We start from the raw sequence: 22,128 nt of genomic DNA, 5'->3' as shown, positions 1-22,128 counted from the left end.
CTATTTTATCTCTAAAGGAGGAAAGGCAGTACCTCCACCTGTTTGGTAAATAATCCAGAATGGGGTGGCGCCTGCCTGCATATTTCATGAAGCAAAGGATTATAACAGCAGTCATAGCTGCGGGGCTATTCTTGCCAATTGTTATTATCGGTGGTCTGCCGTTAACCATATTGGTATACCTGCTGGCTAGCATCGGGCTATATGAGCTGGCCAAAATGAAAAAAATAAATCTTGTTTCCTTTCCGGGGATACTATCCTTATTCGTTTTATGGGTTCTGCTTTTGCCGGGCCGGTTTGATCAAATTCTGGACTTTTTGAACATGGGAAAACAGGAAATTGCTATTTTGGGTGTCCTCCTGATCCTGGCTTATACTGTTGCGTCCAAAAACCGCTTTACATTTGATGATGCGTCATTTATGGCGATGGCGGTTATCTATGTAGGGGCGGGTTTTTATTTTTTTATGGAAACAAGGGATCTCGGCGGACTCGTTTGGGTTTTCTATTCATTGTTCATTATGTGGGCTACCGATTCAGGCGCCTATTTTATCGGCAAAGCGATGGGCAAGAGAAAGCTCTGGCCTGAAATCAGTCCGAACAAGACAGTGGAGGGCTCAATCGGGGGAGTCGTTTGTGCGCTCGCTGTCGCAGTTTTATTTGTTGTGTTTAGTGATATTGGTGAGGGTTCTGTGATAAAATTGCTTGTAATTACCGCACTTCTTTCCGTTTTCGGACAACTTGGGGACCTTGCCGAATCAGCGTTTAAGCGGAATTACGGTGTCAAGGACTCAGGATCGATTCTTCCGGGCCATGGAGGGATCCTTGACAGGTTCGATAGTTTATTGTTCGTATGGCCGCTGATTCACTTATTTCAGCTTTTGTAGCCGGCCTATTTTTATTTGGAAGTAAATATAGTTTTATAATTGGTATTAGAAGCGTTTAAGCCCGTTTATTTAATAGATGAACTTAATACAAATGCGATAGAGCGAAGTGGCGCTTCTGCCTTTTAGGAGTTGTACGTATGAAAAATATAAGCATTCTGGGTGCTACAGGTTCTATAGGCATCCAGACTTTGGATATAATCAAGGAACATAGTGAATCCTTTAAGCTGACTTCTTTTTCAGCTGGAAGGAATATTGAACTTGCGAGGAAAATCATAACAGAATTTAAACCTTCTCTAGTTTCAGTACAGAATAAGACTGACTCAGAGCGCCTGCAGGCTGAATTTCCCGGTATTAAGTTTTATTGGGGATCAGATGGCCTAGGCATGGTTGCCAGCGACGGCCGCTCTGACATTCTTGTGAATGCAGTAGTAGGAAGCGTCGGGTTAAAGCCGACTCTAGAGGCAATCGAGATGGGTAAAACGATCGCACTGGCTAATAAGGAAACCCTTGTTACAGCCGGACATCTGGTAATTTCGGCTGCCAAGAGAAATGGAGTTTCCCTCCTGCCGGTGGATAGCGAGCATTCGGCTATTTTCCAGGCTCTGCAGGGGGAAAATGAAAAGAATATCGACAGGCTGATTATTACTGCATCTGGGGGAAGTTTCCGTGACCGTACCAGGGATGAGCTTGAAAATGTCACCGTGGAAGATGCACTAAATCATCCAAATTGGTCAATGGGTGCAAAAATTACAATTGATTCGGCAACAATGATGAATAAAGGGCTGGAGGTCATAGAAGCACACTGGCTTTTCTCGCTGCCATATAAGCAGATTGATGTTCTTCTCCATCGTGAAAGCATTATTCATTCGATGGTTGAGTTCCATGATTCCAGTATTATTGCACAGCTTGGAAGCCCCGACATGAGGGTCCCCATCCAATTTGCTCTTTCCTACCCTGACAGGCTTCCACTTCCGAGCTCGAAGCGCCTTAACCTGGCTGAAGTCGGAAAGCTGCATTTTCAGGAAATGGATTTTAAGCGATACCGTTGCATGCAATTTGCATACGATGCGGGAAAAGCTGGAGGCACTGCGCCAACTGTCCTTAATGCTGCCAATGAAGAGGCTGTGGCTGCTTTCTTGGCAGGGAGGATTCAATTCCTTGAAATTGAAACATTGATTGAGAAAGCCCTGGAAGCGCATGAGATTCAGGCAGATCCTGACCTTGAAACCATCCTCGGCATTGATGCCCAGGCAAGGGATTTCGTAAGGTCACTGCTTGATTCTTAAACCAAAATTTTCGTGAGTTTTAAAGGTCTCATCCTCTTGACTTGCGTATCTTTTTTAAAAAGGTGGTTTTTTATTTGACTACAGTCATTGCCTTTATCGTCATATTCGGGGCGCTTGTCTTCTTCCACGAATTAGGGCATTTTGTTTTTGCAAAAAGGGCCGGAATTCTTTGCCGTGAGTTTGCTATCGGAATGGGCCCAAAGGTTTTTACGCATAAAAAAGGTGAAACGGTCTACACTATCCGCCTTTTGCCTATCGGCGGGTTTGTCCGTATGGCTGGAGAAGATCCAGAAACGGTCGAAATCAAGCCCGGCTATCGGATTGGCCTCCTGACAGGCCAGGACGGCAAGGTAAATAAAATTATTTTAAATAATAAAGATAAATATCCAAATGCCCGGATCATTGAAGTGGAACATGCTGACCTTGAACGGACACTTGTAATAAAAGGTTATCCCGATGACGAGGAAGAAACCCTCAAGACATTCCTTGTTCATGAAGAAGCGGTAACGGTTGAAAATGAGGTCGAAAACCAAATAGCCCCGTATAATCGCCAATTCAACTCAAAAACACTCGGCCAAAGGGCAATGGCGATTTTCGCGGGTCCAATGATGAATTTCATCCTTGCTTTTATTGTATTTTTATTGCTGGGCTTCCTGCAGGGTGTTCCATCCAATGAGCCAAAGCTCGGCGATATCACTCCAGATGGTGCTGCGATAGAAGCAGGGCTTAAGAAGGGGGACATTGTTCATTCAATTTCCGGTTCGGAGGTTTCTGAATGGACGGATGTTGTTGAAGTTGTTCGGAAAAATCCCGAAAAGGAACTTCAGTTTGTCATTGAACGTGATGGAAAAGAACAGGAAATTACGGTTATTCCAAAGGCCCAGGAAGTCGAGGGAGAAAAATTCGGCCTGATTGGGGTATACAGCCCTGTTGAAAAATCTCCGCTAAAGGCGCTGACCTATGGTTTTGAACAGACAGTTACCTGGACCAAGGAAATCTTCATCATGCTTGGCAAGCTTGTCACCGGACAATTTTCTATTGATGCTTTAAGCGGTCCGGTAGGTATCTACAAATCAACCGATACCGTTGCCCAAACCGGTATTTACAACCTAATGAGGTGGGCTGCCATCCTCAGTATCAACCTGGGTATAATGAACTTATTGCCTCTTCCTGCGCTTGATGGCGGACGGCTTTTGTTCTTCGCAATTGAGGCGGTAAGAGGGAAGCCGGTGGACAGACAAAAAGAGGGAATGGTGCATTTCATCGGGTTCGCACTTTTGATGCTTTTAATGCTTGTAGTAACCTGGAATGACATCCAAAGATTCTTTTTATAAAAATTGCACTTTAGAAAGTACTTTAGCCGGCGCGGATGCTTCCACGCCGGCATACATATGCTTTTTTTTGAGTGAATGGAGGCGGAAAATTTGAAACAAAGTATGACACTTATTCCAACAATGAGGGAAATCCCTGCCGATGCTGACGTAAAAAGCCACCAGCTCCTTTTAAGAGCGGGCTTTATGCGTCAAAACGCGAGTGGTGTATATAGCTATATGCCGCTAGCGAAACGTGTACTGACGAAAATTGAGGCAATCGTACGTGAAGAACTGGATAAGGCAGGAGCCGTCGAATTGCTAATGCCGGCCCTTCAGCAGGCAGAGCTTTGGCAGGAATCAGGCAGATGGTATTCATATGGCCCAGAATTAATGCGTCTAAAAGACAGGCATGAAAGAGAATTTGCACTGGGAGCTACACATGAAGAAGTGATCACAAGCCTTGTTCGTGATGAAGTGAAATCATATAAGAGGCTTCCGTTAACCTTATACCAAATTCAAACGAAATTCCGGGATGAAAAACGTCCGCGCTTTGGACTGCTTCGCGGAAGGGAATTCATTATGAAAGACGCTTATTCCTTCCATTCCAGCAAGGAAAGTCTCGATGAGGTGTACGAGCGGATTTTTAAAGCGTATACTGCTATTTTTGAGCGCTGCGGACTCAACTTCCGTGCAGTCATTGCTGATTCAGGTGCAATGGGCGGAAAGGATACACATGAGTTTATGGTCCTTTCTGACATAGGTGAAGACACAATAGCTTACTCAGACACTTCGGACTACGCAGCCAACATCGAAATGGCTCCTGTTGTTACCCGTTATGAGAAAAGCAGTGAAACGCCGCGTGAAATAGAAAAAGTTCGAACAGAAAATCAGAAGACGATTGCAGAAGTAGCCTCCTTCCTAAAAGTTGACGAGCAGCAATGCATTAAGTCGCTGCTTTTCAAAGTAGACGATAAAAATGTTCTTGTTTTAGTAAGAGGAGATCACGAGGTTAATGATATCAAGCTTAAAAACTTGTTCGAAGCTGGTAGTGCCGAACTTGCGGATGCTAGTGAAACCGCGGCTATCCTCGGGTGCGAAGTTGGTTCGATTGGCCCGGTTGGCGTTAAGGGTGTGGAAATTGTCGCGGACCATGCGATTGAATCAATCGTAAATGGAATATGTGGAGCGAATGAAGAGGATAATCATTTCATCAATGTAAACCCCGGCAAGGATTTCCAAGTAAGCCAATATGCAGATTTGCGCTTCATTCAGGAAGGTGATCCATCACCTGATGGGAACGGCAACATCGTATTTGCAAAAGGGATCGAGGTCGGTCATGTTTTCAAGCTCGGCACCCGCTACAGTGAGGTAATGGATGCTGTATACCTGGATGAAAACGGCAGGTCTCAGCCAATAATCATGGGCTGCTATGGAATTGGCGTATCACGTACACTTGCAGCTATTGCCGAACAATTCAACGATGACAAAGGCCTTGTTTGGCCAAAGGCAGTTGCGCCATACCAGGTTCACCTGATTCCTGTTAACCTGAAGGACGAGGCCCAGGCGAAGCTTTCGGAAGAGCTATACGAACAGCTTGGCCAGCAGTTTGAGGTTCTCCTTGATGATAGGCAGGAACGTCCTGGGGTTAAGTTCGCGGATTCTGATTTGATAGGTATTCCTGTCCGAGTCACAGTCGGCAAGAAAGCAGCCGAGGGCATAGTTGAATTAAAAGTAAGAGCGACAGGAGAAGTGATTGAAGCAGAAGCATCCACTCTCACTGAAACAATTGAAGAGCTCCTGAAAAAACATAAATAATAGAAAGGTGCCGCACAAAGTTGCGGCACCTTTTGTTAACAAGGGGGGACGGTTCTCGTTAGCATTCCCTTATTGGTAACATTTTGGAGTGTCATTGAGTAAGGAGATCAAGTACAAAACACCGTGTCCAAATTATGAAAATGTCCCTGAGCAAGGTGTTTCAATGACAAAACAACACGTCGGAAAAGTGAAGTTGTCCTTGAGCAAAGAGTTTATAGACAAAACCTAGTCGCGTAGTTTCCGATTATGTATTTAATTCCTACATAAGAAGGCATCATTCTATGATATAATAAATTTTTGATAAATAGATAGAACAAGGTGGGAGAGAGTTTATGAACGCCCATTTAGATGATAGAGTGCAACGATTTCAAGTATTGCTGCACCAGCTTGAAATGACCGGGGACGATATTGTTCCGTATTTTCGAAATGCCCGCATTGAAAAAGTGCTTGTCGGCAAACAGTCGCGAAATATGCACTTTCAACTCATTGTCGAAAAGATCCTTCCAAGCAGTGTTTATTCGATGCTTGAAACGCAGCTTAAAAGAAAATTTTCAGAGATTGCAAGGAATACATCATTTGAATTGCACTGTCTTGACCAGTCTTTCACAGAAGAGCTCGTTGTTGATTATTGGAAAAAAACAATTCAGGAGATTGATGGCATCGCTCCGCCGCTCCTAAAGCTCCTGAACGAACAAATCCCTGCGGTGCAAGGCGCCAAGCTGACAGTTAAAGTCAGGAATGATGCCGAAAGCGGGACAATCAAAAACAAATATGGAAGTGTAATTTCATCCATATACCGCTCCTTCGGTTTCCCATCCCTTTCCATTGATACCGCCATTCAGGAAATGGAAGAAAGTAAAGAGTACATGCAATTCGTTGAGGCGAAGCAAAAAGAGGATGAGGAACGGGCCAAGCTGGCTGTAGTCGAAATGCAGAAACGTGAAGCTGATAGGGACAAAGCTGGCTCTGAAGCAGGTGATGGGCCGCTAGTTATCGGAATGAACATAAAGAATGACGCAGAGTTCAAGCAGCTTATTGACATTATAGATGAAGAGCGCCGGATAGCTGTTGAAGGCTATATCTTTGCCGCAGAAACAAGAGAGCTAAGAAGCGGGCGCACTCTGCTAACTTTTAAAATCACCGACTACACAAGCTCGATCATGGTAAAAATGTTCTCTCGCGATAAAGAGGATGCTGCATTGTTCCAACGTGTCAAAAAAGGCATGTGGGCAAGGGTACGCGGCAGTATACAGGACGACACGTTCGTACGCGACCTTGTTATGATCGGGAATGATATAAATGAAATTAAACCTGAAACCCGGAAGGATAAAGCGCCTGAAGGGGAGAAACGGGTTGAGCTCCACCTCCATTCTCCAATGAGCCAGATGGATGCCGTTACATCAGTTGCAGACTTGGTGTCACAGGCGAAAAAATGGGGCCATAAGGCGATTGCAATTACTGATCATGCTGTAGCCCAGTCATTCCCTGAAGCTTTTGCGGCTGGCAAGAAAAATGATGTTAAAATCCTTTATGGTGTCGAAGCGAACCTTGTTGATGACGGAGTTCCAATTGCCTACAATGATGCACATCGGAAACTCTCTGATGATACGTACGTCGTGTTTGACGTCGAGACGACCGGGCTGTCAGCTGTTTACGATACAATAATCGAGCTGGCCGCTGTGAAAATTCACGACGGGGAAATCATTGACCGATTTGAATCATTTGCAAATCCCCACCACCGATTATCCGCGACAACGATAAACCTGACCGGAATTACGGATGATATGGTTGAAAATGCGCCGGAAGTTGGCGAGGTACTGGAAAGGTTCCATCAGTGGGCAGGAGATGCCGTTTTGGTTGCCCATAATGCTTCCTTCGATATGGGCTTTTTGAATACAGGCTATAAAAAAATCGGACTCGGAAAAGCCGCCAATCCAGTTATTGATACACTTGAGCTTGCAAGGTTCCTGTATCCGGAAATGAAAAACCACCGGCTGAATACGCTGGCGAAGAAATTTGACGTTGAACTTACCCAGCATCACAGGGCTATTTATGATGCTGAAGCGACTGGGTACCTTCTTTTAAAAATGCTTAAGGATTCCTTTGACAAAGGCATCGACTATCATGACCAATTTAATGAAAACATGGGAAAAGGCGATGCCTACAAACGGGCCAGGCCTTACCACTGCACACTCCTTGCACAAAATGATATTGGTTTAAAAAATATTTTTAAACTCGTATCGATTGCACATATCAATTATTTTTATAGAGTTCCGCGAATTCCGAGGTCGGTTTTGCAAAAATATCGCGAAGGGATTTTGGTAGGCTCGGGCTGTGATAGAGGGGAAGTTTTTGAGGGGATGATGCAGAAGTCTCCTGATGAAGTTGAAGAGATGGCGCACTTTTATGACTATCTTGAAGTTATGCCTAAACCGGTCTATGCTCCGCTTATTGAAATGGAGCTTGTCCGGAATGAACGATCCCTTGAGGAAATCATTTCAAATATTGTCCAGCTTGGCGATAAGCTTAATCTTCCAGTCGTGGCAACGGGCAATGTTCATTATCTGAATAACAACGACAAGATTTACAGGAAAATTCTGGTTAATTCCCAGGGCGGAGCAAATCCGTTGAACCGTCATAATCTTCCTGACGTCCATTTCAGGACAACAGATGAGATGCTTGATGAATTCAAATTTCTTGGAGCTGAAAAAGCGAAGGAAATTGTTGTAACGAATACAAACAAAATTGCTGATATGATCGATGTAATCAAGCCTATCAAGGATGATCTATACACGCCGAAGATTGAAGGCGCCGATGAAGAGATGCGCGAGATGAGTTACTCAATGGCGCGGAAAATTTATGGTGACCCGCTTCCTGAAATCATTGAAGCCCGTCTTGAGAAAGAACTGAAAAGTATTATAGGCCATGGCTTTGCGGTCATTTATCTGATTTCCCATAAACTTGTTAAAAAATCACTTGATGACGGATACCTTGTTGGCTCCAGGGGTTCGGTTGGTTCATCCTTTGTTGCAACCATGACGGAAATCACCGAGGTTAACCCGTTGCCTCCGCATTACGTATGCCCGAAATGCAAGCACTCCGAATTTTTTAATGATGGTTCAGTAGGTTCAGGTTTTGACCTTCCGGATAAAAATTGTCCGGAATGCGGAAGCAAGTATAGGAAAGACGGCCATGATATCCCGTTTGAAACATTCCTTGGCTTCAAAGGGGACAAAGTCCCTGACATCGATTTGAACTTCTCGGGGGAATACCAGCCGCGGGCCCATAATTATACGAAAGTCCTGTTTGGGGAGGAGTATGTGTACCGTGCCGGGACAATAGGTACGGTCGCAGATAAAACAGCTTTTGGATATGTCAAGGCATACCAGCAGGAAAACAACCTTCAGCTTAGGGGTGCCGAGATTGACAGGCTTGCATCAGGCTGTACCGGTGTAAAGAGGAATACAGGCCAGCACCCGGGCGGAATCATTGTTATTCCTGACTATATGGACGTTTATGATTTCACGCCTATCCAATTTCCTGCCGATGCAACAGGGTCAGAGTGGAAAACAACCCATTTTGACTTCCACTCCATTCATGACAACGTTCTGAAGCTTGATATTCTTGGACACGATGATCCGACTGTAATCCGCATGCTCCAGGATTTAAGCGGTATTGATCCAAAGACAATCCCGACTGACGATCCTGAAGTTATGAAAATTTTCAGTGGAACAGAGACACTCGGAGTTACCGAAGAGCAAATCATGTGTAAAACCGGAACACTCGGCATCCCCGAATTCGGCACACGGTTTGTACGCCAGATGCTCGAGGATACGAAACCGACAACCTTCTCCGAACTTGTCCAGATTTCAGGGCTTTCGCATGGTACTGACGTATGGCTCGGCAATGCCCAGGAATTGATTCACAATAAGACTTGTACATTAAGCGAAGTAATTGGCTGTCGTGATGATATTATGGTCTACCTCATTTACCAGGGTCTTGAACCAGGTTTCGCCTTCAAAATCATGGAATCTGTCCGTAAGGGGAAGGGACTGACTGATGAAATGGAAGCGGAGATGAGGAAAAACAATGTCCCTGAATGGTATATAGACTCATGCAAAAAAATTAAGTACATGTTCCCGAAGGCTCACGCAGCTGCCTATGTTCTTATGGCTGTAAGGATCGCCTACTTCAAGGTGCATCTCCCGCTTCTGTACTATGCAGCCTACTTTACTGTAAGGGCAGAAGATTTCGACCTTGAAGCAATGGCGCGCGGCCCTGAAGCAATACGGGCAAAGGTAGAAGAAATCAATGCAAAGGGATTGGATGCCGCTCCGAAAGAAAAGAGCTTGCTGACAGTCCTTGAATTGGCACTCGAGATGACTGAACGGGGTTTTAGTTTTCAAAAAATCGACCTGTATAAGTCATCAGCTTCCGAATTTATAATCGATGGCCAAACTCTTATCCCTCCGTTCAATGCAATCCCTGGCTTAGGGACAAATGCCGCAGAGAACATTGTCAAAGCACGGGGAGAAGGAGAGTTTCTTTCAAAAGAAGATCTTCAGCAGCGCGGCAAGGTTTCGAAAACCATCTTAGAGTATCTTGATAAACAGGGTTGTCTTGAAGCACTTCCTGACCAGAATCAGCTTTCACTGTTCTAATCCTAGTATTATCTTACGCCGGGAACTGGCATGCAACCCTTTCTCAGCTATCACTGAATTTCCGATTATTTGCATTCGACATATGTGTATGGTATAGTTTTTATGGAAATACTAAGCAAAATGTCCGGAAGAGTGGGGGAACCCACTCTTTCGTTTGTGTATGGAGACGTTTTGCGAGGTACTAGATAACTGTCTACGTAAACTGCGCAAGATAAGGTAAAAAGCTGCAAAGGAGGTTTGCTATGAGCAAGGTAACAGAAGTTGTTGAAAGCCTGGCCTCTCCAATTGTACAGGAGCTTGGATTGGAACTAGTCGATATTGAATATGTAAAGGAAGGCCGGGAATGGTTTTTACGGGTCTTTATTGATAAAGAAAATGGCGTTGATATTGAAGAATGCGGAATTGTAAGTGAACGCCTTAGCGAAAAGCTGGATGAACTGGATCCGATTCCGCATAACTATTTCCTTGAAGTCTCATCTCCAGGAGCCGAAAGGCCTTTGAAGAAGGAAAAGGATTTTATCAATGCCATCGGCAAAAATGTTTTTGTAAAAACCTATGAACCGATTGATGGTGAAAAAACCTTTGAAGGAACATTGCTGGAATTCACTGGTGAGACAATCAAGCTTGAGGTTAAAGTGAAAACACGCAAAAAAACTGTTGAACTTCCGTACAGCAAAGTGGCAAGCGCGCGCCTTGCCGTTACGTTTGGCTGATTTGTCTGGCGTATAACTTCAGCTCCAACGACGGGGCTGGACTCGAAATGAATATGAGGTTAAAGGGGGATTTATTCAAATGAGCAGCGAATTAATGGATGCTCTGACGATACTGGAAAGAGATAAGGGGATTTCCAGGGATGTTTTGATTGAAGCAATTGAAGCAGCACTTATTTCGGCATACCGCCGCAATTTCAACCAGGCGCAAAATGTACGGATTGACCTGAACATGCAAACAGGAACCATGCGTGTTTTTGCAAGAAAAGAGGTTGTTGACCAGGTATTTGATCCCAGGCTTGAAATCTCGATCGATGAGGCAAGGCTAATTAACCCGAACTATCAGGTTGAGGATGTCGTCGAGATGGAGGTAACGCCGAAGGATTTTGGCCGGATTGCAGCCCAGACTGCCAAACAGGTTGTTACTCAGCGTGTCAGGGAAGCAGAGCGAGGAATCATCTATTCCGAATTTATTGACCGCGAAGAGGATATTATGACAGGCATCGTTCAGAGGATCGATTCAAAGTTTATCTATGTAAGCCTTGGCAAAATAGAAGCTTTGCTTCCGATTAATGAACAAATGCCAAATGAACAATACAAGCCGCATGACCGGATTAAGGTTTTCATAACTAAGGTTGAAAAGACAACAAAAGGGCCGCAAATATTTGTTTCACGGACCCATCCTGGCCTTCTGAAGCGCCTTTTTGAAATTGAAGTTCCGGAAATTTATGACGGGACTGTTGAAATCAAATCGGTTGCGCGGGAAGCTGGCGACAGATCAAAAATTTCCGTCCATTCGGAAAATGGTGAAGTCGATCCGGTCGGCGCCTGTGTTGGACCAAAGGGAGCACGTGTTCAGGCAGTCGTTAACGAATTGAAGGGTGAAAAAATCGATATTGTAAAGTGGTCGGATGACCCGGTTGTATTTGTAGCAAATGCACTAAGCCCGTCCAAGGTCCTTGATGTTAATGTAAATGAAGCGGAGAAAGCTACGACAGTCGTCGTTCCTGACTACCAGCTTTCACTTGCTATTGGCAAAAGAGGCCAGAATGCCCGCCTTGCAGCAAAGCTGACTGGCTGGAAAATTGACATCAAGTCGGAAACGGATGCACGTGAATTAGGAATCTTCCCTCGTGAAGAAACGATCAGGCTTTTTGATGAAGATGAAGAGTTTTACGAGGAAGACGATTACGAATATGATGATAACTATGAAGAAGAGTACTCTGACGATGATTATGATGAAGAATATGACGATGAGTACGAAGATGAAGACGAGGATAAGCGTTAAGGACCGGAGGGAGCAGCAGTGAACAAAATGAAAAAGATCCCAATGCGAAAATGTGTCGCTACGGGTGAAATGAAACCAAAAAAAGAACTTGTTCGCATCGTCCGTTCCAAAGAAGGGGACGTATCGATTGATCCGACCGGAAAAAAGTCGGGCCGTGGTGCATACCTTTCACTTAATCGTGAAGCAATCCTTTTGGCACAAAAGAAAAACAGTTTAGCAAACCATTTACAAACTAGCATAGATCCTGCTTTATATGAAGAGCTGCTTGGGCTCATTGAGAAGGAGAAACGGCAATCCTGATGAAAACAAATCAATGGATGTCATTGCTTGGCTTGGCAAATCGGGCACGAAAAGTCATATCCGGTGAAGAACTTTCTATAAAAGAAATCCGGAGTGGAAAGGCAAAATTAGTCCTTTTATCTGCAGATGCGTCTTCAAATACCGCCAAAAAAGTCACAGATAAGTGCAGCAGCTATTCAGTTCCTTACAAGATTGTTGACAGCCGGGAAGAGCTCGGTTCCGCAATTGGCAAAGAGGCGCGGGTAGTAGTAGCTGTACTGGATGATGGGTTCGCCACTAAATTGATGACACTGCTCGATTAATTTTAGCGGGGGTGAAAGAATGAGTAAAACTCGTGTATATGAATACGCAAAGAAATACAATGTTTCAAGTAAGGATGTAATCTCAAAATTGAAAGATATGAATATAGAAGTCAGCAATCATATGGCTACCATCGAATCCGATGCTTTTAATAAGCTCGAAGCCATTTACAATAAAAAACAGGATAGCCAGCCACAGACGGCTGTTCATTCAAGGCCTCAAAACCGGCCACAGGGAAATCGTGAGGGCCGTCCGCAAGGCGAAAGTTCAAATCGTCCACAAGGCGACCGTCCAAATCGCCCGCAAGGCGACCGACCGAATCGTCCTCAAGGCGACCGACCGAACCGCCCGCAAGGTGACCGACCGCAAGGCGATCGTCCGAACCGCCCGCAAGGTGACCGTCCGCAAGGTGATCGTCCGAACCGTCCTCAAGGGGATCGTCCGGCTCGTCCACAAGGCGACCGTCCGAACCGCCCGCAAGGCGACCGTCCGAACCGTCCGCAAGGTGACCGTCCGAACCGCCCGCAAGGCGACCGTCCGAACCGTCCGCAAGGCGATCGTCCGAATCGCCCGCAAGGAGATCGTCCGGCTCGTCCACAAGGCGACCGTCCTCAAGGTAGCCAAAATCGCCCGCAAGGCAATCGTGATGCGAGGCCGCAAGCTGCTACACAGCAACAAGGCCGTCCACAGGGACAGGGAAACCAACGTCCTTCTAAGCCAGCAGCACCAAAAACTGTTGATAGCAAAAAGAAGGAAAATGATTACAAATCAAAAGAAAATAAAGCATTCAATAAAGGGAAAGCTTCTAATAAGCCTGGCCAGGGACAAAACCGCAACAATAAGCCTGGCAAGAGGCCGCAGCAACAGCCAGCACCTCAGGTTAAAAAGGAACGCGAGCTTCCTGCTAAAATTACCTTCAGCGAATCCCTGACTGTCGCAGAACTGGCGAAGAAGCTTTATAGGGAACCATCTGAAATCATCAAAAAGCTGTTCCTTCTTGGTGTAATGGCAACAATTAACCAGGAATTGGATAAAGATGCGATTGAATTGATTGCGGGTGAATACGGCGTTGAAGTAGAAGAAGAAATCAAAATAGATACAACTGATCTTGAAGTGTATTTCACAGAAGATGAAACCGAGAACCTTGTCGAGAGGCCTTCTGTCGTTACCATTATGGGCCACGTAGACCATGGGAAAACCACATTGCTTGACTCGATACGCCATACAAAGGTATCTGAAGGTGAAGCAGGGGGGATTACCCAGCATATCGGTGCCTATCAGGTAGATGAAAATGGCAAAAAGATTACATTCCTGGACACACCTGGCCACGCTGCTTTCACAACGATGCGGGCTCGAGGCGCCAAAATTACGGATATCACTATTCTTGTTGTTGCAGCAGATGATGGTGTTATGCCGCAAACAGTTGAAGCAATCAACCATGCAAAAGCTGCCGAGGTTCCAATTATTGTTGCAGTAAACAAAATGGATAAGCCGACCGCCAACCCTGATAAAGTGATGCAGGAATTAACCGAACATGCCCTTGTTCCAGAAGCATGGGGCGGTGACACTATTTTTGTTCCAATTTCAGCCAAGACAGGAGAAGGAATCGACAACCTTCTAGAAATGATCCTTCTAGTCAGCGAAGTAGAAGAATACAAAGCCAATCCTGACCGCAGAGCAGTCGGAACGGTTATTGAAGCGCAGCTTGACAAAGGCCGCGGCTCAGTTGCCACCCTTCTTGTCCAAAACGGTACATTGAAAATTGGTGACCCTATCGTTGTCGGTGGAGCCTACGGCCGTGTCCGCGCCATGGTCAATGACAAAGGCCGCCGTGTAAAAGAGGCAGGACCGTCTACCCCTGTTGAAATTACAGGTTTGAGCGATGTTCCACAGGCTGGTGACCGTTTTGTCGTATTTGAAGATGAAAAAACTGCAAGGCATGTCGGAGAAGCCCGCGCGCAGCAGGCTCTCGCAGCATCCCGTGGCGAGAAGACCCGCGTTAGTCTCGATAACTTGTTTGAACAGTTAAAACTAGGGGAAATGAAAGACTTAAACATCATTATTAAAGCCGATGCTCAAGGTTCTGCAGAAGCAATGGCTGGATCACTTATGAAAATCGATGTTCCAGGAATAAATATCCGAATCATCCATACCGGAGTCGGTGCTATTAATGAATCGGACATCACCCTAGCAGCTGCTTCAAATGCTATCGTCATTGGATTTAATGTACGGCCTGATGCGAATGCAAAGCGTGCAGCTGAGGCTGAAAAAGTTGATATGCGCCTGCACAGGATTATTTACAAGGTAATTGAAGAGATCGAAGCTGCTATGAAGGGTATGCTTGATCCTGAATTCCAGGAGAAAGTTATTGGGCAGGCTGAAGTCCGCCAGACATTTAAGGTATCTAAAATTGGTACGATTGCCGGTTCATATGTAACAGATGGCAAGATTACCCGAGATAGCGGTATCCGTGTCATTCGTGACGGTGTTGTTATTTTTGAAGGTACGATTGATGCACTGAAGCGCTTTAAGGATGATGCCAAGGAAGTGGCCCAAGGATACGAATGTGGAATCACCATCAAGAACTTCAATGATGTAAAAGAAGGAGACATCTTTGAGGCGTTTGTAATGGAGGAAGTGGAAAGGAAATGATTATTGGCATTGCCAGGTGCGAGTGTTTGATTTATGATGCGGCTTCCTTAAAGGATAAGCGGGCCGTCCTGCAAAGAATCATCACTCGTATCCGGCAAAAGTACAATGTTTCCGTATCGGAAGTGGACTTTCAGGATGCATGGCAAAGGACAGCGATTGCTGTCGCCAGCGTTGCATCCGCGAAGGTCCCTGCCGAACGGGAACTGCAAAATGCCATCAAACTCATTGATTCATTTCCTGAAATTGAAAGAACTATCACCGATATAGAATGGCTTTAAGATAAGAGGTGACTGACATGAGCCATAGAGCTAACCGTGTTGGGGAACAAATGAAAAAGGAATTAAGTGAAATCATCGGCCGCAAAATTAAGGATCCGCGAATTGGGTTCGTGACTGTGACTGATGTCCAGGTAACTGGAGATCTCCAGCAGGCAACTGTTTATATTTCCGTTTTGGGTGACGAGGAACAAAGGGAAAATACGCTGAAGGGCCTTGCCAAAGCGAAAGGGTTCATCCGGTCCGAAATCGGAAGCCGAATCCGCCTTCGTAAAACTCCGGAAATCAGCTTTGAATTTGATGAATCAATTGATTACGGCAACCGAATTGAGACGTTGCTCACCAAGATTCAAAATGAAGATAAAGAGTCATCCGAAGGAAAAGAAGAGTAAATGGGATGGATAGACAAATGTCTATCCATCTTTGCTGTGGTAAAGGGGCGGAGCTTCGCCCTAGGTCTGCTTTTTTTAAAGGATGGATCTTGGATATTAAAGAATGTATTCTTAAAAAGTTAAACACAGCTTTGCTCCACTGCCTTCACGGTAATATATATGATGCAAGAAGCTCTAAGTGACTTTGCAGTTAAAAATTGTGTGACAAAGTCATTAATAAAAGCCGTAAGTGACTTTGCAGTTAACAATTGTGTGACAAAGTCATTAATAAAGGCTGTAAGTGACTTTGCAGTTAAAAATTGTGTGACAAGGTCATTAATAATGGCTGTAAGTGACTTTGCAGTTAACAATTGTGTGACAAAGTCATTGATATCGACTCTATGTGAATTTGTAAATATAACTGGAGAACAAGGTCACTAACAGATGTGTGCAGAACTGCTCCAGCATCGCCCAAAGATCAACAGACCTTTAAAAATCCATTTTTATATAACAACCCGAAAGGAGCTGATCCAATGGAGGGTATACTACCGCTGTTCAAACCGGCAGGGATGACATCCCATGACTGTGTGTTCAAATTGAGGAAAATCCTGAAAACAAAAAAGGTCGGACATACTGGGACACTTGATCCGGATGTCACGGGTGTGCTGCCAATTTGTATTGGAAGAGCCACGAAAGTCGCGGAATACATAACGGACGCTGGAAAAGCGTACGAAGGGGAAGTGACGCTCGGTTTTTCAACAGAAACAGAAGATGCATCAGGTCTGGAAGTCAGCCGTCTGCCAATCAACCGAGTCATTAGCAGGCGGGAGGTGCTGGATGTCCTGTCAACACTGACTGGAGAGATTGAACAGACTCCACCTATGTATTCGGCCGTCAAGGTTAATGGAAAAAGGCTTTATGAATATGCCCGAAAAGGAATTGAAGTCGAAAGGCCTTCCCGGATGGTGACGATTTACAGCCTTGAACTGCTTGATGAACGGGATGAATTCGCTGGTGAAACAATTACATTTAAATTCAGGGCGGTCTGCAGTAAAGGAACGTATATAAGGACCCTTGCAGTGATGATAGGCGAGAAGCTCGGTTACCCGGCTCATATGTCTTCGCTTGTCCGGATCCGCTCTGCGTCCTATAGCCTTGAAGATTGCCTTACCTTTTCGGAAATCGAGGAGTTGATGGCAAAGGGCGAGATTGAAAGGGCGTTGAAACCGATAGCGAGTGCGCTGTTGAATTTGCCGAAATACAGGATAAATGATACATTAGCAGAGAAAGTGAAGAACGGGGTGCGGCTTCGTATACCCGAAGAATTCAGCAACCATTCCGGCCCCATCGTTTTAGAAGGCATGTCCGGGCAGGTCTTCGCCATTTATCAAAAGCACCCTGAAAAGGATGGATTGATGAAGCCAGTGAAAGTACTTTGGACTGGCAGCGGCGAATGAACAAAATGGGCATGGGGACTAAACCCCCAGGAATTGGGCAGTTGCTTTAACAGGAAAGGTGAACCGCAGTGGAAGTTATCAAGCTTGGATTTCCCCATAAAATTGATAAAAATATGTTGCCGCCATCAGCGGTTGCACTTGGTTATTTTGATGGGGTTCATCTTGGCCATCAAAAAGTTATTTCTGATGCCCGGCTGCATGCTGAGCAAAAGGGATTAAAAACGGCCGTAATGACCTTCCATCCCCATCCGAAGGTCGTATTAGGCAGGATGGAACAGGATATTGAATATATTACTCCTCTTCATGAAAAAATCAGGCTGATAGGCGAAACAGGTGCTGATATATTGTTTATTTGTGAATTTTCACATAAATTTGCAAATCTGACACCCCAGGAATTCATTGATTTTTACATTATCGGATTAAATATCAAACATGTCTCTGCGGGATTTGATTATTCGTATGGCCGGATGGGAAAAGGAACGATGGAGACCTTGCCGTTCCATTCGAGGGGACAGTTTTCTTTCTCCACTGTTGAAAAACTTGAACGGAATGGGGAGAAAATTAGTTCCACCCTAATTAGAAAATGTATGTCTGAAGGCAGGATGGAAGAAATGAAAGACCTGCTTGGCAGAATGTATACAACCGCTGGAACAGTTGTCCATGGTGATAAACGGGGGAGAACGATTGGATTTCCCACAGCCAATGTAGAGCTCGGTGGAGATTATTTATTGCCGCCACTGGGAGTTTATGCTGTCCGGATTCATGTTAATGGAGATTGGCATTATGGTGTATGTAATTTAGGCCACAAGCCGACTTTTAAAAAAGAAATTGGCAAACCTTCCATTGAAGTCCATATATTCGATTTCAGCAAGGAAATATATGGGCAAAGTGCGATTGTCGAATGGCATACATATTTGCGTAAGGAACAGAAGTTTTCTGGGATAGACGAATTAGTTAAGCAAATCAGCAAAGACAAGGAGAGAGCTGCGGCACATTTCGGCCTGGATTTTTGATTAAGTCGAATAAATTGTGAGACTTTCGGTTTTTTCTTGCTTTTTGACTGGAAAAGTTGTATTCTTATTAACGTATCAAAAGAACCTTTGCTTGGCATGTCGAATCACCGGCGCTTGCTCAGTAAATGGGGATTGAAATTTTAGGAGGTGAACCAGGATGGCATTAACACAAGAACGCAAGAACGAATTGATCAATGAGTACAAAACTCATGAAGCCGACACTGGATCTGCTGAGGTCCAAATCGCTGTCCTTACTGAATCAATTAATAATCTGAACGAACATTTGCGTACCCACAAGAAAGATCACCACTCACGCCGTGGCCTTTTGAAAATGGTTGGTAAGCGCCGTAACTTGCTTACTTACCTGCGTAACAAAGACGTTCAACGCTACCGTGAGTTAATCAATAAGCTTGGCTTACGTCGATAGTCGAAAAGAAGCGGGAATCTTCCCGCTTTTTTGTTAGGTAAAAATTAAAAAGAAGCCCCATACATATTTTTAAGACACCGGTATCTTGTAAATACTATAATTAATTTGATATCTAATAGTAGTGATGGTTTAAAAGGATTTAGCCAGAAAGAGGGGTAATAAATATATGGAATCAACGAAACAAGAGTTCTCCATTGATTGGGCAGGCCGCAAGCTTACCGTTGAAATTGGACAGCTGGCAAAGCAAGCAAACGGGGCGGCATTGGTCCGTTATGGTGACACAGCAGTACTTAGCACAGCTACTGCTTCCAAGGAACCGAAAAATGTCGATTTCTTTCCGTTAACAGTAAACTATGAAGAACGCCTATATGCTGTAGGTAAAATTCCTGGCGGTTTCATTAAGCGTGAGGGTCGGCCAAGTGAAAAGGCAATCCTTGCGAGCCGCCTGATTGACCGTCCAATCCGTCCGCTTTTTGCTGATGGCTTCCGTAATGATGTACAAGTTATCTCGATTGTTATGAGTGTAGATCAGGATTGCCCTTCAGATATGGCGGCAATGTTGGGATCTTCGATAGCGCTTAGCGTTTCCGACATCCCATTTCAAGGGCCGATTGCTGGTGTGATCGTCGGTCGTGTCGATGGCAAGTTCGTCATCAACCCAACTGTTGAACAAGCTGAAAAGAGCGATATTCACCTTGCTGTAGCCGGAACAAGAGATGCAATCAACATGGTTGAGGCAGGTGCGCTTGAAGTGCCTGAGGAGGTCATGCTGGAAGCAATTATGTTCGGGCATGATGAAATCAAACGCCTTATTGCATTCCAGGATGAGATTGTAAAAGCTGTGGGCAAGGAAAAGCGTGAAATTAAACTTTATGAAGTTGATCAGGAATTGAAGGCAGAAGTACTTGAGATTTGTGAAAAAGATATGATTTCCGCTATCCAGGTTCAGGAAAAGCATGCCCGAGAAGCTGCCATCAAAGAAGTGAAGGATGCAGTTCTTGCAAAGTATATAGATCAAGAAGCAACCGATGAAGATCTGAAACAGGTTAAACAAATCCTCGACAAGTTAGTTAAGGATGAAGTACGCCGATTGATAACTGAGGAAAAAGTTCGTCCAGACGGACGCGGTGTCGATGAAATCCGTCCTCTGTCTTCACAAGTCGGCCTGTTGAGCCGTACACATGGCTCCGGCTTGTTTACACGCGGCCAGACTCAGGCGCTCAGCATCTGTACTCTTGGTGCAATGGGCGACGTTCAGATTCTGGATGGCCTTGGGCTTGAAGAAGAAAAGCGGTTTATGCACCATTATAATTTCCCTCTCTTCTCTGTAGGTGAAACAGGTCCTATAAGGGGGCCAGGCCGCCGCGAAATTGGACACGGTGCACTTGGTGAGCGCGCACTTGAGCCAGTGATTCCTTCCGAGAAGGATTTCCCGTATACAATCCGTCTCGTGTCCGAGGTGCTTGAATCGAATGGTTCGACATCACAGGCGAGTATTTGTGCCAGCACTCTCGCCATGATGGATGCCGGGGTTCCAATCAAAGCTCCTGTAGCAGGTATTGCAATGGGGTTGGTTAAATCCGGAGAGCATTATACAGTACTTACAGATATCCAGGGAATGGAAGACCACCTTGGTGACATGGACTTCAAGGTCGCTGGTACTTCCAAAGGGGTAACTGCCCTTCAAATGGATATTAAGATAGAAGGATTATCCCGTGACATCCTTGAAGAAGCGCTTGAACAGGCGAAAAAAGGCCGCATGCAGATTCTTGAATCCATGCTTGCTACTTTGTCAGAACCAAGGGCTCAGTTGTCCCAATATGCACCAAAGATTTTGACGATGACAATCAACCCGGATAAAATCAGGGATGTTATTGGTCCTAGCGGTAAACAGATTAACAAGATTATTGAAGAAACTGGCGTAAAAATCGATATCGAGCAGGATGGTACGGTTTTCATTGCTTCTACAAATGAGGAAATGAACCAGAAAGCGAAGAAGATCATTGAGGATATCGTCCGTGAAGTAGTTGTAGGCGAGTATTATCTTGGTAAGGTAAAACGAATTGAAAAATTCGGTGCCTTCGTAGAAATTTTCGCCGGCAAGGACGGGCTGGTCCATATTTCCGAGCTTGCTGAAGAACGGGTGGGCAAGGTCGAGGACGTTGTCAAAATCGGTGACGAAATGCTTGTGAAAGTAACTGAAATCGACAGACAAGGCCGTGTTAACCTTTCCCGCAAGGCTGTCCTAAAAGAACAGCGTGAGAAAGCTGAACAGGAAAGCAAATAAAATACTTTGCAAGGAGGCTGTCCATACTAGTGGCAACCTCCTTTTTCGTTTGGTCAGGGCATGTTCTTCCCTCTAGATACATAACATACTGTGTAGGAAAGGGGGTAAAAGAATGAAAAGGGGTTTCTTATTTCTTATAACTTGCATACTTGTACTTTTGGCAATTAACAACCCATATGTTTCTGGCTATATCCAGGCTATGAAAACAAACTCTATGCCTGCACTCAAACAAAAGGACCCACTCTATGAAAAAATTGAAGCTGCAGCTGCAGAAAAAAATATAGCAGCCCAAGATGCAAAAATTGACAAAGTATGGAAACGCATTCCTGGCTACAATGGTTATGAAGTCGATATGGAAGCATCTTATAAAAAAATGAAAAAAGCCGGCAAATATGATCCTTCAAAACTGATTTTCAAGGAAATACGGCCAAAAGTCCATCTTGAAGACCTTCCACCCGCTCCGCTTTATAGGGGAAATCCATCTAAACCGATGGTTGCTTTTGCAGTCAATGTTGCGTGGGGAAATGAATATTTGCCAGATATGCTGGCCGTCCTGAAAAAGCAAAACGTTTACGCAAGTTTTTTTCTGGAAGGCAATTGGGTAAAAAAATACCCCGATCTCGCTAAGATGATTGTAGATGGCGGGCATGAAGTAGGGAATCACTCCTATTCACATGTAGATATGGCCAAAGTGACCAGAGAGCGGGCGCTGGAGGAGCTTCGTAAAACAAATGATGTGATTGAAGCAACAACGGGGAAAAAAAGCAGGTGGTTTGCGCCGCCGAGCGGAAGTCTCGGAACGAATACTGCAGAACTTGCTGCAACCTTGAAGCTCGGAACCATTATGTGGACAGTTGATACTATAGATTGGCAAAAGCCAAGCCCAGAAACTATACTTAAGCGGGTTACAACAAAAGCAGGTAATGGTTCGATCATACTGATGCACCCAACTGAACCGACTGCCGCAGCATTGGAGCGAATGATTTTGTCTCTAAAAGAGAAAAACCTGAAAATAGCCACTGTGTCCGAGCTGCTATCCGAAGATAGGATACACCCGGCTCAAGTTAAAAAGCGCTAAAATTTGGAGAAATC

General features: G+C 44.8%; 17 protein-coding genes. All 17 read left to right on the top strand.

The genetic code is table 11. The features are described 5' to 3' along the window. Positions 1 to 86 precede the first annotated feature (86 nt). Positions 87 to 881: a phosphatidate cytidylyltransferase gene (locus A8F94_RS12435; RefSeq protein ID WP_066202390.1), complete on the top strand. Its 795-nt coding sequence runs from the start codon at positions 87 to 89 to the stop codon at positions 879 to 881. Between the two features lie 137 nt (positions 882 to 1,018). Further along, the gene (gene dxr, locus A8F94_RS12430) at positions 1,019 to 2,167 is read left to right on the top strand and encodes a 1-deoxy-D-xylulose-5-phosphate reductoisomerase (protein ID WP_066200687.1); all 1,149 of its coding nucleotides are present in this window, start codon (positions 1,019 to 1,021) and stop codon (positions 2,165 to 2,167) included. A 74-nt stretch (positions 2,168 to 2,241) separates the two neighbouring features. Continuing rightward, positions 2,242 to 3,501 (top strand): RIP metalloprotease RseP, encoded by a 1,260-nt coding sequence (rseP, locus tag A8F94_RS12425; RefSeq protein WP_066200684.1) that lies wholly within the window; start codon positions 2,242 to 2,244, stop codon positions 3,499 to 3,501. Positions 3,502 to 3,591: 90 nt separating this feature from the next. Continuing rightward, positions 3,592 to 5,295, top strand: a complete 1,704-nt coding sequence (locus A8F94_RS12420) for a proline--tRNA ligase (RefSeq protein WP_066200682.1) — start codon at positions 3,592 to 3,594, stop codon at positions 5,293 to 5,295. Between the two features lie 332 nt (positions 5,296 to 5,627). Beyond that, entirely contained in the window at positions 5,628 to 9,956 is a 4,329-nt protein-coding gene (locus tag A8F94_RS12415) for a PolC-type DNA polymerase III (RefSeq protein WP_066200679.1), read from the top strand. Between the two features lie 242 nt (positions 9,957 to 10,198). Next, on the top strand, positions 10,199 to 10,669 hold the full coding sequence (gene rimP / locus A8F94_RS12410; protein WP_066200674.1) for a ribosome maturation factor RimP: 471 nt from the start codon (positions 10,199 to 10,201) through the stop codon (positions 10,667 to 10,669). A gap of 79 nt (positions 10,670 to 10,748) precedes the next feature. Continuing rightward, positions 10,749 to 11,954: a transcription termination factor NusA gene (nusA, locus tag A8F94_RS12405; protein ID WP_066200672.1), complete on the top strand. Its 1,206-nt coding sequence runs from the start codon at positions 10,749 to 10,751 to the stop codon at positions 11,952 to 11,954. Positions 11,955 to 11,972: 18 nt separating this feature from the next. After that, positions 11,973 to 12,254, top strand: a complete 282-nt coding sequence (rnpM, locus tag A8F94_RS12400) for an RNase P modulator RnpM (RefSeq protein ID WP_066200670.1) — start codon at positions 11,973 to 11,975, stop codon at positions 12,252 to 12,254. Then, a complete protein-coding gene (locus tag A8F94_RS12395) occupies positions 12,254 to 12,556 on the top strand; it encodes a YlxQ family RNA-binding protein (protein WP_066200665.1) in 303 nt (100 codons plus the stop codon). Before rnpM ends, A8F94_RS12395 begins: the two co-directional genes overlap by 1 nt. Before the next feature lie 19 nt (positions 12,557 to 12,575). Then, entirely contained in the window at positions 12,576 to 15,206 is a 2,631-nt protein-coding gene (infB, locus tag A8F94_RS12390) for a translation initiation factor IF-2 (protein ID WP_066200662.1), read from the top strand. Next, positions 15,206 to 15,484, top strand: coding sequence for a DUF503 domain-containing protein (locus A8F94_RS12385; protein WP_066202388.1), 279 nt, complete (start codon positions 15,206 to 15,208; stop codon positions 15,482 to 15,484). The genes infB and A8F94_RS12385 overlap by 1 nt, the downstream gene beginning before the upstream one ends. A gap of 17 nt (positions 15,485 to 15,501) precedes the next feature. Then, positions 15,502 to 15,873, top strand: a complete 372-nt coding sequence (gene rbfA / locus A8F94_RS12380) for a 30S ribosome-binding factor RbfA (RefSeq protein WP_066200659.1) — start codon at positions 15,502 to 15,504, stop codon at positions 15,871 to 15,873. Between the two features lie 512 nt (positions 15,874 to 16,385). Further along, on the top strand, positions 16,386 to 17,309 hold the full coding sequence (truB, locus tag A8F94_RS12375; RefSeq protein WP_066200656.1) for a tRNA pseudouridine(55) synthase TruB: 924 nt from the start codon (positions 16,386 to 16,388) through the stop codon (positions 17,307 to 17,309). A 68-nt stretch (positions 17,310 to 17,377) separates the two neighbouring features. Further along, entirely contained in the window at positions 17,378 to 18,322 is a 945-nt protein-coding gene (gene ribF / locus A8F94_RS12370; RefSeq protein ID WP_066200651.1) for a bifunctional riboflavin kinase/FAD synthetase, read from the top strand. Between the two features lie 157 nt (positions 18,323 to 18,479). Further along, positions 18,480 to 18,749: a 30S ribosomal protein S15 gene (gene rpsO / locus A8F94_RS12365; RefSeq protein ID WP_066200648.1), complete on the top strand. Its 270-nt coding sequence runs from the start codon at positions 18,480 to 18,482 to the stop codon at positions 18,747 to 18,749. Positions 18,750 to 18,915: 166 nt separating this feature from the next. Continuing rightward, on the top strand, positions 18,916 to 21,036 hold the full coding sequence (pnp, locus tag A8F94_RS12360; RefSeq protein WP_066200642.1) for a polyribonucleotide nucleotidyltransferase: 2,121 nt from the start codon (positions 18,916 to 18,918) through the stop codon (positions 21,034 to 21,036). Positions 21,037 to 21,148: 112 nt separating this feature from the next. Further along, on the top strand, positions 21,149 to 22,114 hold the full coding sequence (locus A8F94_RS12355; protein WP_066200639.1) for a polysaccharide deacetylase family protein: 966 nt from the start codon (positions 21,149 to 21,151) through the stop codon (positions 22,112 to 22,114). Positions 22,115 to 22,128: the final 14 nt, after the last annotated feature.

It is taken from the genome of Bacillus sp. FJAT-27225 (assembly GCF_001685025.1).
Taxonomy (GTDB): domain Bacteria; phylum Bacillota; class Bacilli; order Bacillales; family Cytobacillaceae; genus Bacillus_D.
Note: the sequence above shows the minus strand (reverse complement) of the source record. Positions and strands in the feature narration are given on the sequence as shown.